The sequence below is a fragment of the Salinarimonas sp. genome (assembly GCF_040111675.1).
Classification (GTDB): domain Bacteria; phylum Pseudomonadota; class Alphaproteobacteria; order Rhizobiales; family Beijerinckiaceae; genus Salinarimonas.
The window spans coordinates 711,070-725,000 of record NZ_CP157794.1 but is presented as its reverse complement, the minus strand read 5'-3'; the positions used below and the strand labels follow the sequence as shown (position 1 = coordinate 725,000).

The window sequence follows — 13,931 nt, the reverse complement described above, 5'->3', positions numbered from 1 at the left end:
ACGCACGGGACCCCTCCGGCTACGCGACCGGCCTTGCGCCGAGAGCGGCCGCGCTCGGCGGCCGGAGGCGCCACGCGTCGAGGACCCGCATGGCCACCAAGGACATCGCCTACATCGCCCTGTTCGCCGCGTTGACGGCGGCGCTCGCCCTGTTCCCCCCGATCACCGTACCCCTCATCAACGTGCCGATCACCGCCCAGACTCTGGGCGTCATGCTGGCGGGCTCGATCCTCGGCGCCCGGCGCGGCGGGCTGGCGCTCGTGCTCTTCCTCGGCCTCGTGGCGATCGGGCTTCCCGTTCTCGCCGGCGGGCGCGGCGGGCTCTCGGTCTTCGCCGGCCCCACCGCCGGTTTCCTCGTCGCCTGGCCGCTCGGCGCCTTCGTCGTCGGCCTCCTCGTCGAGCGCGTCTGGCCGCGGCTCAACCTCGCCACCGCCTTCGTCGCCAATCTCGTGGGCGGCATCGGCGTGATCTACGTGTTCGGCATCGCCTGGCTGGTCGTCGGCTTCGGCGTCGACCCGGTGGCGGCGGTCACGGGCTCCGCCGCCTTCGTGCCGGGCGACCTGATCAAGGCCGGCATCGCAGCCACCGTGGCGGTGACGGTGAAGCGCGCCTATCCGCTGATCGCGCGGGCGTGACGCGCGGGCCGGCGCCGGAGGTCCCGACGATCGGGACCTTTGCGCCGGCTCACGGCATTACCTCCCGCTGGATTTCGCGAGGCGGGAGGAGGGCCGAGCCATGCCGCGCTTTCGGGTGATCTTCTACAAGACCGTGTCCGACGACACCGGCCACGAGCACCGCTCCGCGCAGAAGGAGTTCACCGTGCTCGCCGAGGACGAGGCGGCCGCGCGCGCCGAGGCCGCGCGGCTCTACGCGCTCGCCGAGGGCTGCGACTGGCGGCTGCGCGCCGACGCCATGGAGGCGGAGGAGGCGTGAGGGCGGGGCCGACCGGGTCAGCCGGTCACGCGGGCTCGACCGGGAGCGGCATGGTCGCAGGCGATCGCCCTCAAGCGCGCATGCACGCGCCCGACGAGCGCCTCCAGCGCCGGATCGGCGTTCAGCGGAACGCGTGACAGGGCGAGGTAGCGCGATCCGTCGGGCGTGAACCCGAAGGGCGCGGCGAGCCGCCCGTCCGCGAGCTCGTCCGCGATCATGAAGGGCGAGAGCATCGCGACGCCCTGGCCGGCGCAGGCGGCCTGGATGGCGAGCAGATGATTGTCGTAGACCGCGTCCCGTCGTGCGGGGTTCGGAAGGCCCGTTCGATGCAGCCACGACGACCACGCGTCCGGCCGGGTGCGGGCGTGGACGGCCGTCGGAGCACGGGCCCACCGCGAGCCGTCCTCGGCCAGGAGCGCGGGGCTCGCGACCGGGCCCGTCAGCTCGTCGACGAGGACTCTCGCGGGGACGTCCGCGTCGATCGGGAAGTCGTCACGCCGGAACGCGACGTCGACGCCGTGCCGGACGAAGTCGACGGGCCCGCCGGCGGCGAGGATCTGGACCTGCCGATCGTCGTCCGTCAGCGGCATGAGCGGGATCAGGAGCTTCGCGCACAAGGTCGGCTCGCAGGAAATGGTCAGGCAGCGCGGCGCGGTTCCGCTGAACCGGCCCAGGGCCACGTCGAGATCCGCGAAGACCGATTCCAGCCGCCTGTGCAGCTCCCGCCCCTCGGCGGTCAGGCGCACCGCGCGCGGACTGCGCTCGAACAGCCGCGCTCCGAGGTCCTGCTCGAGCCCGCTGATCTGCTTGCTGACGGCGGCATGCGTCAGGGCGAGCCGATCGGCCGCCGCCGCGAAGCCGCCCTCGCGGGCTGCGACGAGGAAGGTGCGAAGCGGATTGAGCGTGCGCAGGCGGCGGGAATCCACGGAGCGAGTTCCGAGCGTGAATGATAGTCAAGCTCAGCATGAGCAACTTTCAATTGTCACACCGATGATGCGCTGTCAAGCTCCGTCATCTTCATACGGAAATACGACTGCTTTTCCGGCTATCCGACGGTGCATTCCCATGTCCCAACTCATTCTGGTCGCGAGCATCACCTGGCTCGCGGTCGTCAGTCCTGGGCCGGACTTCGTCATGATCGCGCGCAGCAGCGCGCTTCACGGCCGCCTCGCCGGAATCGCCGCATCTCTCGGGATCGCGACCGGCGTGCTCTTCCATGTCGCCTTCGCGATCTTCGGGCTCGAGCTCGTCGAGACGCACGCCCCCCGGTTCCTCGACGTCCTCCAGGTCGCAGGGGCCGCGTTCCTCGTCTATGTCGGCGTGCGCACGATGCGCTCGGGCTCTCTCGTGGACGCCGTCGCGGGGCCGGACAGGACCATGCGGCTGGCGGCGAGCTTCGGTACGGGCTTTGCGACCAACGCGCTGAACTATAAGACCTTTCTCTTCGTCGTCGCCCTCTTCAGCCAGGTTCTCGGCGGCGAGACGTCGCTCGGCGACCAGCTGCTCGTCGGCGGCTTCGTCTCGGCCTCGCACTTCGTCTGGTTCGCCTTCGTCTCGGTCTTCCTCACCAGCGCGCTGGCGCGCGCCTTCGTGGTGCGACACGCGCGCGTGATCAACCGGGTCCTCGGCACGGCCCTCACCATGCTCGGGCTGATCGTCGCCGCGCGATGGCTTCTGGGCTGACGGCCATGGGCCTGCGTGTGCGAAAGCCTGCCGTCTCACGTGCCGGCTGGTGAAGACGGCGGACTGCGTCACCAGCCCGTCGTCCTCGCTTCCTCGCGCTCATGTCGCCAGAGCGTACAAGACCGGCACCGCGATCGCCGTCGCGCAGCCCATCAGCCCCATGCCCAGCGTGGCGAAGGCGGCGGCCTGGGAGCTGATCTCGAGGGAGCGGGCGATGCCGAAGGCGTGCGAGGTGAGGCCGAGGGTGAAGCCGCGCACGGCCTCGTCCTCGACCCGGAGCAGCCGCAGGATCGTCGGCGTGGCGATCACGCCGAAGATGCCGGTGGTGAAGACGGAGAGGATCGTGAGGGAGGCGTCCCCGCCGATCGCCTCGGCGACGCCGAGCGCGATCGGAGCCGAGACGGTTTTCGTGGCCAGCGACAGCAGCATCGCGCCGTCGAGCCCGGCGAGCCGGCCGATGAGGAGCGCGGACAGCGTGACACCCGCCCCGCCGAGGGCGAGGGTGACGAGGACGGGGCCGAGCGCCGAGCGCGCCTTGCGCAGGTTCTCGGCGAGCGGGACCGCCAGCGCGACGATCGCCGGCCCGAGCAGCAGGTGCAGCATCCTCGTGCCCTCGTGGTAGGTCTCGTAGGGGACGTCGGAGATCAGCAGGAACACGACCATGCAGGCGATCGCGACGAGAACGGGCTGGAGCACCGGGAGCTTGCCGGAGCGCTCGTAGAGCAGCTGTCCGAGCTGGAAGGCGCCCAAAGTGGTTCCGACGAGGAACAGCGGATTGGCGAGGATGGAGGCGAGGGGCAGGGCCATGGCGGGTCTCCGTTCGAAGGGGTCGGCTCAGGCGCGGCGGAGGACGAGACGCATCACCGTCGAGACGATCAGGACGCCCACGACGAGGGCGGCGACGAGCGTTCCGACGAGGCGGGCGAGGTCGGCGCCCGCGCCGTGAGCCGCGACGCGGAGGGCTGAACGGGCGCGGACGCCCGTGGTCACGACGGCGCGATCCCCCTCAGAGCCCCAGCGCCCGCAGCGCCGGCTCGCGCAAAGCGGGGATCGCGAGCACGGCCCCCACCGCGACCTGGAGCGCGACGATCCCGAGGAGCCGCGTGCGGAACGGCTCCTTGCGCGTCTTGTGCCGCAGGAGGTGCCGCGCGAGCAGCGCCGCCGGCGAGCCGCCGAGCGCCGCGAGCCACAGCAGCGTCCGTTCCGCCACCCGCCACTCCCGACGCCGCGCGGCGGCCTTGTCGACAGCGAAGGCGGCGTAGCAGGCGAGGTTCACGCCCGCGAGCCAGGCCGCGGCGTAGACCGGCGAGACGGCGGGAGGCAGGATCGCGGGTTCGACGACGATGATCTGCACGGCGCAAGGCTCCGATCGGCGGCGGCGCGGGCGCGCACCGGCCGCGAGAATGGGCTGCCGCACCCCGATGCGACACGCTCCGGCCATGGATGGCGTGGCGGTTGACGCTACCCGCGTCCTCGTGAAGAAAGAACGTCCGGTTCGTGTCCAGATGAGCGGACCGGGACGCAACCGCCGGCGCATTCGCGGGAGGAGGCGCTCCGGCCGGGGGACGGCAGCATCGAGCCCCCCGCCCCCTAGGAGGCTGTCCGAGTAATTTTCTGGACGTGGGAATCCGGTCGTGATTCTCTTGTTTCATGAGCACGAGCAAGACGTTTCGCCCCTGGGATGTCGAGCAGAGCTGGCTTCTGCCGCCGTCCATTCACGACTTCGTCCCGCCTGGGCACGCGGCGCACTTCGTGCGCGAGACGGTGCGTGAGGGGCTGGATCTGCGGGATATCCTGAGCGCCTACATCGAGCTGCGAGGCTATCCGCCGTATCATCCGGCGATGATGGTGGCGCTTCTGCTGTACGGCTACAGCCGCGGGGTCTACTCCTCGCGCCAGCTGGCGCGAGCCTGCGAGGAGCGGGTCGACTTCATGGCGGTGACGGGCCTGCAGCGGCCGGACTTCCGCACGATCGCGGACTTCCGCAAGCGCCATCTCAAGGCGCTGGGGCGCCTGTTCGAGCAGGTGCTGCGCCTGTGCCGGGCGGCGGGACTGGTGCAGCTCGGGCACGTCGCTCTGGACGGCACGAAGATCAAGGCGAACGCCTCGCGGCACAAGGCGATGAGCTATGGCCGCATGAAGAGCGCGGAGCCGGCGCTGGCCGATGCGGTGGCGGGCTGGCTCGACCGGGCCGAGACGGCGGACCGCGAGGAGGATGCCGCGCACGGCGAGCGGCGCGGGGACGAGATGCCGGACTGGGCGGCGGACAAGCTGCGCCGGCTGGAGCGGATCCGGGCGGCCAAGGCCGCGCTGGAGGCCGAGGCGGCGGCGCCGGCGGGCGGCGAGGACGAGGACGGCCCCGGTCCCTCCAGCGGCATGCAGGATCGCGGGCGGCCCAAGCGCGCGCCCGACGGCGGCCCGCCGGACAAGGCGCAGCGCAACTTCACCGACCCCGACAGCCGCATCCAGCCGACCCGCGACGGCTTCATCCAGGGCTACAACGCCCAGATCGCCGTCGACGCCGCCCACCAGGTGATCGTCGCCCACCGCCTCCAGAGCAATCCGGGCGACGTCGACGCCCTCGTCCCCCTGGTGGACGCCGTGCGCCGCAATCTCGGAGCCAAGCCCCGCGAGATCTCGGCGGACGCCGGCTTCTGCTCGGAGGCGAACCTCGGCGCCCTGAAGGCGCGCCGCATCCGCGCCTACGTCGCCGTCGGCCGCGCCAAGCACGCCACCGGGGTCCCGGCGACCGAGCGGCGCCTCTCGAAATCACCCCTGACCCGGGCCATGGCCGAGACGCTCGCCCGCGCCGGGCGGCGCAGCCGCTACAGGCTGCGCAAGCAGGTCGTCGAGCCCGTCTTCGGGCAGATCAAGCAGGATCGCGGGATGCGCCAGCTCCTCTTGCGCGGCCTCGGCGCCGTCAGGGCCGAATGGGCGCTCGTCTGCACCGCTCACAACATCGCGAAGCTCGTCGCCGCTCACAACCGACCGAGGCCGGCCGGATGAGACGGGGCGAACGCGTCCCGCGAACGAAACGCACTCGCGTCGCAGAACGAATTAGCTGGACAGCCTCCTAGACCCCCGCCCCCACCGTCACCGGGAACGTCACCTCCACCAGCGTCCCCTCGCCCTTCTTCGAGGCGATGGTCATCGCGCCGCGGTTGGCCTCGACGAGCGCCTTGGTCAGCGGCAGGCCGAGCCCGGTGCCGCCGGGGCGGCGGGAGGTGGCGAGCTGGCGGAAGGGCTCGAGGGCGGCCTCGACCTCGCGCTCGTCCATGCCGATGCCGGTGTCGCGGACGCGGAAGGCGACCTCGCCGCGGTCGGTGAGCGCGGTGGAGACGATGACCTGGCCGCCGGCGTCGGTGAACTTCACCGCGTTGGACAGGAGGTTGAGCACGATCTGGCGCACCGATCGCTCGTCGGCGACGACGGCGGGGAGCTTCGTCAGGAAGCTCGTGCGCACCACGATGCGGTCGCGCGCGGCCTGCGGCTGGATCAGCGCCACGCAGGCGGTGACCAGCTCGTTGAGCGAGACCGAGCGGAAGGACAGGTCCATGCGCCCGGCCTCGATCTTGGCGAGGTCGAGCAGGTCGTTGATCAGGCTCAGCACGTGCTGGCCGGAGGAATGGATGTCCGCGAGGTAGTCCTTGTAGCGCTCGTTGCCGACGGGGCCGAAGCGCTCCTCGCGCATCACCTCGGCGAAGCCGATGATGGCGTTGAGCGGGGTGCGGACCTCGTGGGAGATCCGGGCGAGGAAGTCCGACTTCTGCGCGCTCGCGTCCTCGGCGGCGCGCTTGGCGGCGAGGAGCTCGGCCTCGGCCTGCTTGAAGGCCGTCACGTCGCGCAGCACCGCGCAGAACTTGGGCGCGCCCTCCTCCTCGCCGACGCGGCCCAGCGTCATGAAGAGGGGGATCGCGCCGCCCTGGCGCACGCGGCCCAGCACCTCGCGCCCGCCGTCGAGCAGGCCCGCGACGCCCTCGCGGCCGAGCGCGGCGAGATAGTCGAGGGCGGCGGAATGGCTCTCGGCCTCGAACAGGGCGGTGAAGGGCTCGCCCGCGATCTCGTTCTCCTCGTGGCCGAACAGCGCCTCCGCCGAGCGGTTCATGGAGAGGATGCGCCCCTGCGCGTCGAGGACGACGACGCCGTCGGTCGCGGTGTCGAGGATGGCGTCCTGCTCGGAGAGACGCGCGGAGAGCCGCGCCGTCTCGAGCTCGAGCGCGCCGAGGCGCTGCGCCGGGTCCTCCGCCGGGAGGCGGCGGATGGCGAGGAGGCTCGCGGGCCCGTCCTCGAGCTCGACCGTGGTGAGCCGCACCTCGGCGTCGACGCTGCGGCCTCCGGCGCCGGCGAGGACGAGGGGCGCGGGCTCCACGGCCTCGACCCGGGCGAGCGCGCCGGGCCGGCCCTTGACCAGACCCGCGACGCCGCCGGCGTCGCGAAAGGCGTCGAGATCGGCATGGCCGAGCATGTCGAGCAGCGGCCGGTTGGCGTGCAGCACCGCCTCGCCGCGATGGACCAGGATACCGACCGGCAGGCGCTCCAGCGCCGCCGCCGCGATCGCGCCCGTTCCGCCGCCGGGCCGGTGATCATCCCCCGCGCGCGGGGGATGCAGGGGGACGGCCGGCGCGGGCGCGGGCGCGGGCTCGGGCGAGGACGCGGCCGGCTCCTCCTCGTCGCCGGCGTAGCGCGCGCCGAGCGCGCGGGCGATCTCGCGGAAGGCGGAATGCTCGGCCGGCGAGAGCCGCAGCGGCGTCGGCGCCGCCGGCTCGCCGGCCCGGGCCGAGGCTGGGGCGGCGTCGTTGGCCGGCGAGGTCGGGGCGAAGGCGTCCGCGGCCGCGCGGGTCTCGGCCGTGAACGCGTGACGCGCCTCGCCGAGGCGGGCGACCACGGCGGCGGAGAGCGAGGCGATGGTCAGGGGCGCGGCGGCGGCCTGCGCCACGGTCTCGGGCAGGGCGTGCGGCTCCGGCTCTTCGGGTTCGGGCTCTTCGGATTCGGGCTCGGGCGCCAGCGGTTCCGGCTCGGGCTCCGGTTCCGGCGCGATCGCGGCCCTCTCCGGCGTCGGCTCCGCGGCCGGATCGTGCTCCTCGGCCGCAGGCGCGGCCTCCTCCGGCAGGCCGAACGGCTCGTCGGCCAAGTCGTCGGCGAGCGCGTCGGCGAGCGCGTCGGCGCCGGCCTCGACGGACGGCGCCTCGTCGTGGAGCTGCTCCGGCGCGTCCGTCTCGGCCGCGGCGGCCGCCGGCTCCGGCGCGCGCGCCGGAAAGGGCGCGAGCGCGTCGGTGCGGATCAGGCCGAAGCCGCGGGTCTCGCGGACCCGACGGTCGCGGTCGAGGAGCGGCAGGCCGGCGAGATCGACCTCAACGCCCTGCTCCGTCCCGTCGATGCGCCACAGCACGGTGCGCCCGCTGAAGGTCTCGCCGCGCGCCACGTGCTCGACGACGAGGCCGCGGGGGTCGTGGGCGACGTCGGCCAGCACGTCCGCCAGCGGCCGGCCGACGATCGCGGCCGCCTGCGGGCCGACGGTCTCGGCGAGCGTCGGGGAGACCTCCAGCACCCGCGCCTCCGCGTCGGCGCGCCAGACGAAGCGGACGACGCCGCGGCCCGCGAGGCGGGCCAGCGGATCGGGTGCGGCGCTTTCCCAGGCGGGCTCGGGCGCCCCTGGCTCGGGCGCCTCTGGCGCGGGCGCCGGCGGGGACCCGTCGGACAGGATCGGCCGGTCCGCCGCGGGCGCCGGCGAGCGCGGGAGCGGCGGCACGGCGGGCAGCGGGCCGAGAAAGGCGGTGAGCAGCGCCTCCTCCCCGGTGTCGAGCGTCACGCTGCGGCAGGCGAGGGTCGCCGGCGCGACGAGCGCGGAGCGGGCGAAGCGCAGCTTCTCGAGCCGCTGCCCCGCTTCCGGCGCGAGCCCGCCGGCAAGCGCCGAAAGCCGCGGGCCCGCCTGGAGATCCTCGCGGACCGCGCCGGTCTCGTCGGCCAGGTTGGCCGCCAGCGGACGCGCCGCCGGCGAGGCGGCGAGGAGACGGCGCGCGTCCGCGCTCCAGACGAGGGTCGGGCGCGCGTCGAAGGGCGCGCCGGCACGCGCGATCGCCCGCTCGGCGGCCTGCGCCGTCGTGAGCTCCGCGCTCCCCTCTCCGCTCGTCTCCATGCGCCCTCGCCGCTTTGCGAAACTCGCCCGCTCGTTCATGCTTAACCATCGTTTAACACGGCGGCGGCGCGCTGCGCATCCCCGCTGCCACGGGCAAGGTTTCGTCAACCTTAACGCCGATCCCCGGCCCGTGGGACGCCCTGTTGATTTTGCGGCGCACAAGGATTATGTTGCGGCGCACAATAGCCGAGCGGCAGGTACGGTCCACCAGCTGCGTCCCGCCTGCGGCTCGGCCCCGGAGCAGAAGGAGGATTCCCCATGGCGAACGAGACCCCCCGTTTCGAGATCCCCGCCGAGATGCGCGAGATGGCCGAGCGCAGCGTCGAGCAGGCCCGCATGGCGATGGAAGGTTTCGTCACCGCGGCCAGCCGCGCGATGGAGACGTTCGACGCCCCCGCCGAGCGCATGGGCATGAACCCCAAGGACATGCGCGAGAAGACTTTCGGCATGGCCGAGGCGAACCTGAAGGCGAGCTTCGAGCACGCCCAGAAGATGATCCGCGCCAAGGATCCCGCCGAGGCGATGAAGCTGCAGATGGAGTTCATGCAGTCCCAGTTCGCGCTGATGCAGGAGCAGATGCGCCAGCTCGGCGCGGACGCGAGCCAGGCCATGCGCCAGGCGGGCGACGCCGCGGCGGACGCCGCCAAGGGCGCGACCGGCGCGACCGGCGGCGCGCCGACGGGCGGCAAGAAGTCCTGATCCCGCGCTCCGGCCCGGCGCGGCCCGTCCGCGCCGGCCCACCCCGCGGCATCGGTGAGACGAGACGAGGAGCGAGCTCATGAGCGACGAGACCAGCGTGAAGGGCAAGGACGCCCCGGTGCGCAAGACGACTCCCCGCGGCGGAGCGACGAAGGGGCGGGTTGCGCCCAAGCCGGCCGCTGCGAAGCCGGCAGTTGCGAAGCCGGCCGCTGCGACGCCCGCTGCCGCGAAGGCGCCGACGCCGGCCGCGGCTGCGCCCGCGAAGCCCGATCCCGCGCCGGCGAAGCCCGCCGCGCGCAAGGCGAGCGCTCCGAAGACCACCGCGCTGAAGTCCGCCGCCCTCAAGGCCGCCGCCGCGCCACGCCCGGACGCGCCCGTGCCGGAAGCGCCGGCCGAGCCGGTGGCCGCCGCGCCCGCCGAGATCCCCGCTCCCACCGTCGCGCCGACGCCCGCCGACATTCCGGCGCCGACCATCGCGGCCGCGCCCGCCGCGCCCGAGCCGGCCGCGTCGTCCCCTGCCCCTGCGGCGGCGTCGCTGCAGGAAGAGGCCTTCTCCCTCGTCGGGCTGACGCGGCTGCCCAGCGCCGAGGGGCTCGTGCAGCCCTATGCGCGGATGATGGAGACCACGGCCGACGGCGCCCGCACCGCCTACGCCCAGGCGCGCGAGACCAACGAGAGCCTGACCCAGGCCTGCTTCGAGAGCGCCAACGCCACCTCCCGCGGCATGGCCGCGCTGAACGCGCAGATGCTCGACCTGATGCGCGCCAACACCGACCTGACGCTCTCGCTGATGCGCTCGACGCTCACCGCGGGCTCCCTGTCGGAGGCGATCCGCCTGCAGACGTCCGGCGCCCGCGAGGCTTACGAGGCCAACGCCGCCCACATGAAGGCGCTCGCCGAGGCAACGACGAAGCTCGTCGGCGAGGCGACCCAGCCGCTGGCGCAGGCGATGACGCGGCGCTGAGCTCGCCGATCGCTCCCGGGCCGTCGCGGCCCGGGGGGCCTATCCACGGATCACCGCACCCGTTCCAGCACCGACACGTAGTTCGCCACCGCCGCGCCGCCCATGTTGAAGACGCCGCCGAGGCGGGCGTCCTTCACCTGGATGCCGCCGGCTTCGCCCGTGAGCTGCATGGCGGAGAGCGCGTGCATGGAGACGCCCGTCGCGCCGATCGGGTGGCCCTTGGCCTTGAGCCCGCCCGACGGGTTGACCGGCAGCTTGCCGTCCTTGCGCGTCCAGCCCTCGGCGATGGCGCGGAAGCCCTGCCCCTCGGGCGCGAGCCCCATGGCCTCGTACTCGATCAGCTCGGCGATGGTGAAGCAGTCGTGGGTCTCGACGAAGGAGAGGTCGTCGAGCGTGATCCCCGCGTCCGCCAGCGCCCGCTTCCAGGCCACCGCGCAGCCCTCGAACTTCAGGATGTCGCGCTTCGACATCGGCAGGAAGTCCTGCGCGTGGGCCCGGGCGCGGAAGGCGACGGCGCGCGGCATGGTCGCGGCCGTCTCGCCGTCGGCGATGACGAGGGCCGCCGCGCCGTCGGAGACGAGCGAGCAGTCGGTGCGCTTCAACGGGCCGGCGACGAAGGGGTTCTTCTCGCTCTCGGCGCGGCAGAAGTCGAAGCCCAGATCCTTGCGCATCTGCGCATAGGGGTTCTCGACGCCGTTGGCGTGATTCTTCGCGGCGATCATGGCGAGCGCGTCGGACTGGTCGCCGTGGCGCTGGAAATAGGCGGCGGCGATCTTGCCGAAGACGCCGGCGAAGCCCGCGGGCGTCTCCCCGTCCTCGGGCAGGTAGGAGGCCTTGAGCAGGGTCTTGCCGATCTCGGGGCCCGGCGTCCGCGTCATCTGCTCGACGCCCACCACGAGGACGACGCGGGCCTGCTTCGCCTCGATGGCGCGGATCGCCTGATGCACGGCGGCGGAGCCGGTGGCGCAGGCGTTCTCGACGCGCGTCGCGGGCTTGAAGCGCAGGTCGTCGGAGGCCTGCAGCACGAGGCCGGCGGTGAAGTCCTGGGCGGAGAAGCCGCCGTTGAAGTGCCCGAGCACGATCTCGTCCACGTCGGCGGCCTCGACGCCCGCATGCTCGAGCGCCTCGCGCGCCACGCGCACGATCAGGCTCTCGACGGTCTCCTCGTCCCATTTGCCGAAGGGCGTATGCGCCCAGCCCACGATGGCGGCGGTCATGACGGTCTCTCCACAGCGTAACCCGTTGCGGCGCAATGTGCTATCGGAGGGGCGCGGGAGCAAGAGGGAGGCGCGCCGCGCGGGGCTGGAATGCGGGAACGGGCATTTGCGCGCGCCCTCGGCCGCGCTAGCGTCTTCTCCTCCGCCGCTCACCGCTTCGCCATGACCGAACTGCGCGCCCGCACGCTCTCCGCCCTCTCGACGCCCGGCGCCCGCGCCGGCATCGCGGTGATGCTGTTCGCGATGTTCCTGTTCGCGGTCAACGACACGCTCGGCAAGTGGCTGGTGGCGACCTACTCGGCCGGGCAGGTGCTGCTGGTGCGCAGCGTCGCGGCCCTCGTCGTGCTCGCGCCCTTCCTGCGCGGCGCGACGGCGCGGGCGCTGCTGCGCCCCGAGCGGCCGGGCCTGCAGGCGCTGCGCGTCGCGGTCTCGACGCTGGAGGTGTTCTGCTTCTACGTCGCCGTCGCCTATCTCCCGCTGGCCGACGTGATGACCTACTGGATGGCCGCGCCGATCTACGTCGCCGCCCTCTCGCCGCTGGTGCTCGGCGAGCGCGTCGGCTGGCGGCGCTGGAGCGCCATCGCCGTGGGCTTCCTCGGCGTGGTGATCGCGCTCGAGCCCTCGCGGGCCTCGCTCTCGCCGGCGGCGGCGGTGTCGATCGTCGGCAGCCTCGCCTTCGCCGGCATGATGCTGCTCTCGCGCGTCCTGCGCGGCACGCCCGACACGACGCTCGTCTTCTGGCAGACCGCGGGCGCCGGCGCCGCCGGGCTCGCGCTCGCGCCCTTCGCCTGGGTGACGCCGAGCGGGCTCGATCTGGGCCTCCTCGCGCTCTTGGGCGTCCTCTCGATGATCGGCCACGTGGCGGTGAACCGCGCCTTCAAGCTCGCCGACGCGGCAACCATCGTGCCCTACCAGTACACGCTGCTCTTCTTCGTCGCCGTGCTCGGCTATTTCGTCTTCGGCGACGTGCCGCGCCCGGCGCTGGTCGTGGGCGCGGCGATCATCGTGGGGGCGGGCGTGTACATCTTCCTGCGCGAGCGGGCGGTGGCGCGGCGCGATGCGGCGGCGACCCCCGCTCCACCGTAAGGAGCGGGCGTCGCGGCCGCCGCGTGCGGATACCGTCTCGGCCGAAGTCGTCGGCGGCGATTTTTCTTGTATTCGCTCCACGACCCGCTAAGAAAAACTTCGAGAGGTCAGACGGCCGGCCTGATCGTGGCGGATTTCCGCTCCCGTCGGCGTCGTATTCCTCTCTCCAGGAGAGTTCATGTACGGATCTCACGGCGGCGGAAGCCCCGAGACCGTCGCGTGCGAGCGCGCCGACATCGTCGCGACCCGTGCCGCTCCGCGGGCGGCGAGGAGGACGGCATGACGCCGACGCACAAATACGCCGTCGACCAGCACGTGCGGCTCCACGCCTCGCGCTTCTCCCACGTCCGCGCCAGCGAGAGCGGCATCTACCGGGTCACGCGGCTGATGCCGTTCGACGAGCGCGGGGAGGTCTCCTACCGCGTGGCGGGTACGGGCTCGGGGGAGCGGGCGGTCCGCGAGAGCGAGATCGAGATGCGCGTCCCCGCGCCCGGGGCATCGCCCGCGACCGCGCTCGGCGCCTGAGGGGCCCCGCCTTGGACGACGATCCCACCGAGCTCGACGACAGGCGCGGCGCCGCCGGGCGCAGGGCCACCGAGCTGCGCCGGCTCCACGCCCGGATCGCGGCGGACCAGGCCGCGGTTCGCGCGAGCCAGTCGGAGCTCGAGGCGCTGCTCGCCTCGACGCCCGCCGCCTCGCTGTGGGACGCCGTCGAGACGGCCCGCTACCTGCTCGAGGTCTTCGCCGACGGCGCGCAGGGGGCCGACCCGAGCCGCCGCCGACTGATCGCGCAGACGCTGGCCGACTTCGACCGGCTCGCAGGCGACGACGGCGCGCCGGCGACACAGACGCGCGAGAAGCGCGCGGTCGGCAAGTCCGGCCGCGGAGGATCCGGACGCGGGAGATCCGGGCGGGGGCCGTCCGCCTCCCCGGCACGCACGCGATCACCGAGCGGAACCGTCACCGCGATGGAGGCGCATCGCAAGCCGCCGGTCGCGACCGAGCCGCCCGGCGACGACGACCATTCATAGCCGGCCGCGATCAGCGCGGACCGGCCTCACAGGAGAGACCGATGGCCAAGGGACAAATGCGCGGCAACAAGGAAGCGCGAAAGCCCAAGACGAAGAAGCAGCCCGCGGCGTCGCCGACCGGCTTCGCCAAGGGCGTGCTCGCGTCCCCCGCTCCCGCGAGCCCGCCCAAGAAGAAGGGCTGA

At 73.2% G+C, this 13,931-nt stretch carries 16 protein-coding genes; 10 read left to right on the top strand and 6 right to left on the bottom strand.

Features of this window, described 5'->3' with window-relative positions; all coding sequences use genetic code 11:
- Window positions 1-89: 89 nt before the first annotated feature.
- A complete protein-coding gene (locus ABL310_RS03320) occupies window positions 90-635 on the top strand; it encodes a biotin transporter BioY (protein ID WP_349370296.1) in 546 nt (181 codons plus the stop codon).
- A gap of 100 nt (window positions 636-735) precedes the next feature.
- Window positions 736-933 (top strand): hypothetical protein, encoded by a 198-nt coding sequence (locus tag ABL310_RS03315; RefSeq protein ID WP_349370295.1) that lies wholly within the window; start codon window positions 736-738, stop codon window positions 931-933.
- A 17-nt stretch (window positions 934-950) separates the two neighbouring features.
- On the opposite strand, the gene ABL310_RS03310 is transcribed toward ABL310_RS03315, so the two are convergent.
- The gene (locus ABL310_RS03310; protein WP_349370294.1) at window positions 951-1,859 is read right to left on the bottom strand and encodes a LysR family transcriptional regulator; all 909 of its coding nucleotides are present in this window, start codon (window positions 1,857-1,859) and stop codon (window positions 951-953) included.
- A gap of 139 nt (window positions 1,860-1,998) precedes the next feature.
- Here ABL310_RS03310 and ABL310_RS03305 point away from each other — a divergent pair, with 139 nt between their 5' ends.
- On the top strand, window positions 1,999-2,616 hold the full coding sequence (locus tag ABL310_RS03305) for a LysE family translocator (RefSeq protein ID WP_349370293.1): 618 nt from the start codon (window positions 1,999-2,001) through the stop codon (window positions 2,614-2,616).
- 99 nt (window positions 2,617-2,715) lie between these two features.
- Here ABL310_RS03305 and ABL310_RS03300 read toward each other — a convergent pair whose 3' ends face one another.
- The 3 genes from ABL310_RS03300 to ABL310_RS03290 are packed head-to-tail and all read right to left on the bottom strand — an operon-like array spanning window position 2,716 to window position 3,970.
- Window positions 2,716-3,423 carry an LrgB family protein gene (locus ABL310_RS03300; RefSeq protein WP_349370292.1) on the bottom strand — a complete coding sequence of 236 codons (708 nt, stop codon included), beginning with the start codon at window positions 3,421-3,423 and terminating at the stop codon, window positions 2,716-2,718.
- A gap of 27 nt (window positions 3,424-3,450) precedes the next feature.
- A complete protein-coding gene (locus ABL310_RS03295) occupies window positions 3,451-3,606 on the bottom strand; it encodes a hypothetical protein (RefSeq protein ID WP_349370291.1) in 156 nt (51 codons plus the stop codon).
- Window positions 3,607-3,622: 16 nt separating this feature from the next.
- A complete protein-coding gene (locus tag ABL310_RS03290; protein ID WP_349370290.1) occupies window positions 3,623-3,970 on the bottom strand; it encodes a DUF1294 domain-containing protein in 348 nt (115 codons plus the stop codon).
- 296 nt (window positions 3,971-4,266) lie between these two features.
- On the opposite strand from ABL310_RS03290, the gene ABL310_RS03285 reads away from it, so the two are divergent.
- The gene (locus ABL310_RS03285; RefSeq protein WP_349368221.1) at window positions 4,267-5,622 is read left to right on the top strand and encodes an IS1182 family transposase; all 1,356 of its coding nucleotides are present in this window, start codon (window positions 4,267-4,269) and stop codon (window positions 5,620-5,622) included.
- Between the two features lie 67 nt (window positions 5,623-5,689).
- On the opposite strand, the gene ABL310_RS03280 is transcribed toward ABL310_RS03285, so the two are convergent.
- Window positions 5,690-8,752 (bottom strand): ATP-binding protein, encoded by a 3,063-nt coding sequence (locus ABL310_RS03280; RefSeq protein ID WP_349370289.1) that lies wholly within the window; start codon window positions 8,750-8,752, stop codon window positions 5,690-5,692.
- 258 nt (window positions 8,753-9,010) lie between these two features.
- Between ABL310_RS03280 and ABL310_RS03275 the strand changes: the two genes are divergently transcribed.
- Window positions 9,011-9,451 (top strand): phasin family protein, encoded by a 441-nt coding sequence (locus ABL310_RS03275; protein WP_349370288.1) that lies wholly within the window; start codon window positions 9,011-9,013, stop codon window positions 9,449-9,451.
- Between the two features lie 79 nt (window positions 9,452-9,530).
- Window positions 9,531-10,415: a phasin family protein gene (locus ABL310_RS03270; RefSeq protein ID WP_349370287.1), complete on the top strand. Its 885-nt coding sequence runs from the start codon at window positions 9,531-9,533 to the stop codon at window positions 10,413-10,415.
- 50 nt (window positions 10,416-10,465) lie between these two features.
- Here ABL310_RS03270 and ABL310_RS03265 read toward each other — a convergent pair whose 3' ends face one another.
- Window positions 10,466-11,632 (bottom strand): acetyl-CoA acetyltransferase, encoded by a 1,167-nt coding sequence (locus tag ABL310_RS03265; protein WP_349370286.1) that lies wholly within the window; start codon window positions 11,630-11,632, stop codon window positions 10,466-10,468.
- Window positions 11,633-11,794: 162 nt separating this feature from the next.
- Between ABL310_RS03265 and ABL310_RS03260 the strand changes: the two genes are divergently transcribed.
- From ABL310_RS03260 to ABL310_RS03245, 4 genes are all read left to right on the top strand, one after another.
- The gene (locus tag ABL310_RS03260) at window positions 11,795-12,718 is read left to right on the top strand and encodes a DMT family transporter (protein ID WP_349370285.1); all 924 of its coding nucleotides are present in this window, start codon (window positions 11,795-11,797) and stop codon (window positions 12,716-12,718) included.
- Window positions 12,719-12,997: 279 nt separating this feature from the next.
- Complete coding sequence (locus ABL310_RS03255) at window positions 12,998-13,243, top strand: hypothetical protein (protein WP_349370284.1); 246 nt, start codon at window positions 12,998-13,000, stop codon at window positions 13,241-13,243.
- 11 nt (window positions 13,244-13,254) lie between these two features.
- Entirely contained in the window at window positions 13,255-13,749 is a 495-nt protein-coding gene (locus ABL310_RS03250) for a hypothetical protein (protein WP_349370283.1), read from the top strand.
- Between the two features lie 41 nt (window positions 13,750-13,790).
- Complete coding sequence (locus ABL310_RS03245; RefSeq protein ID WP_349370282.1) at window positions 13,791-13,931, top strand: hypothetical protein; 141 nt, start codon at window positions 13,791-13,793, stop codon at window positions 13,929-13,931.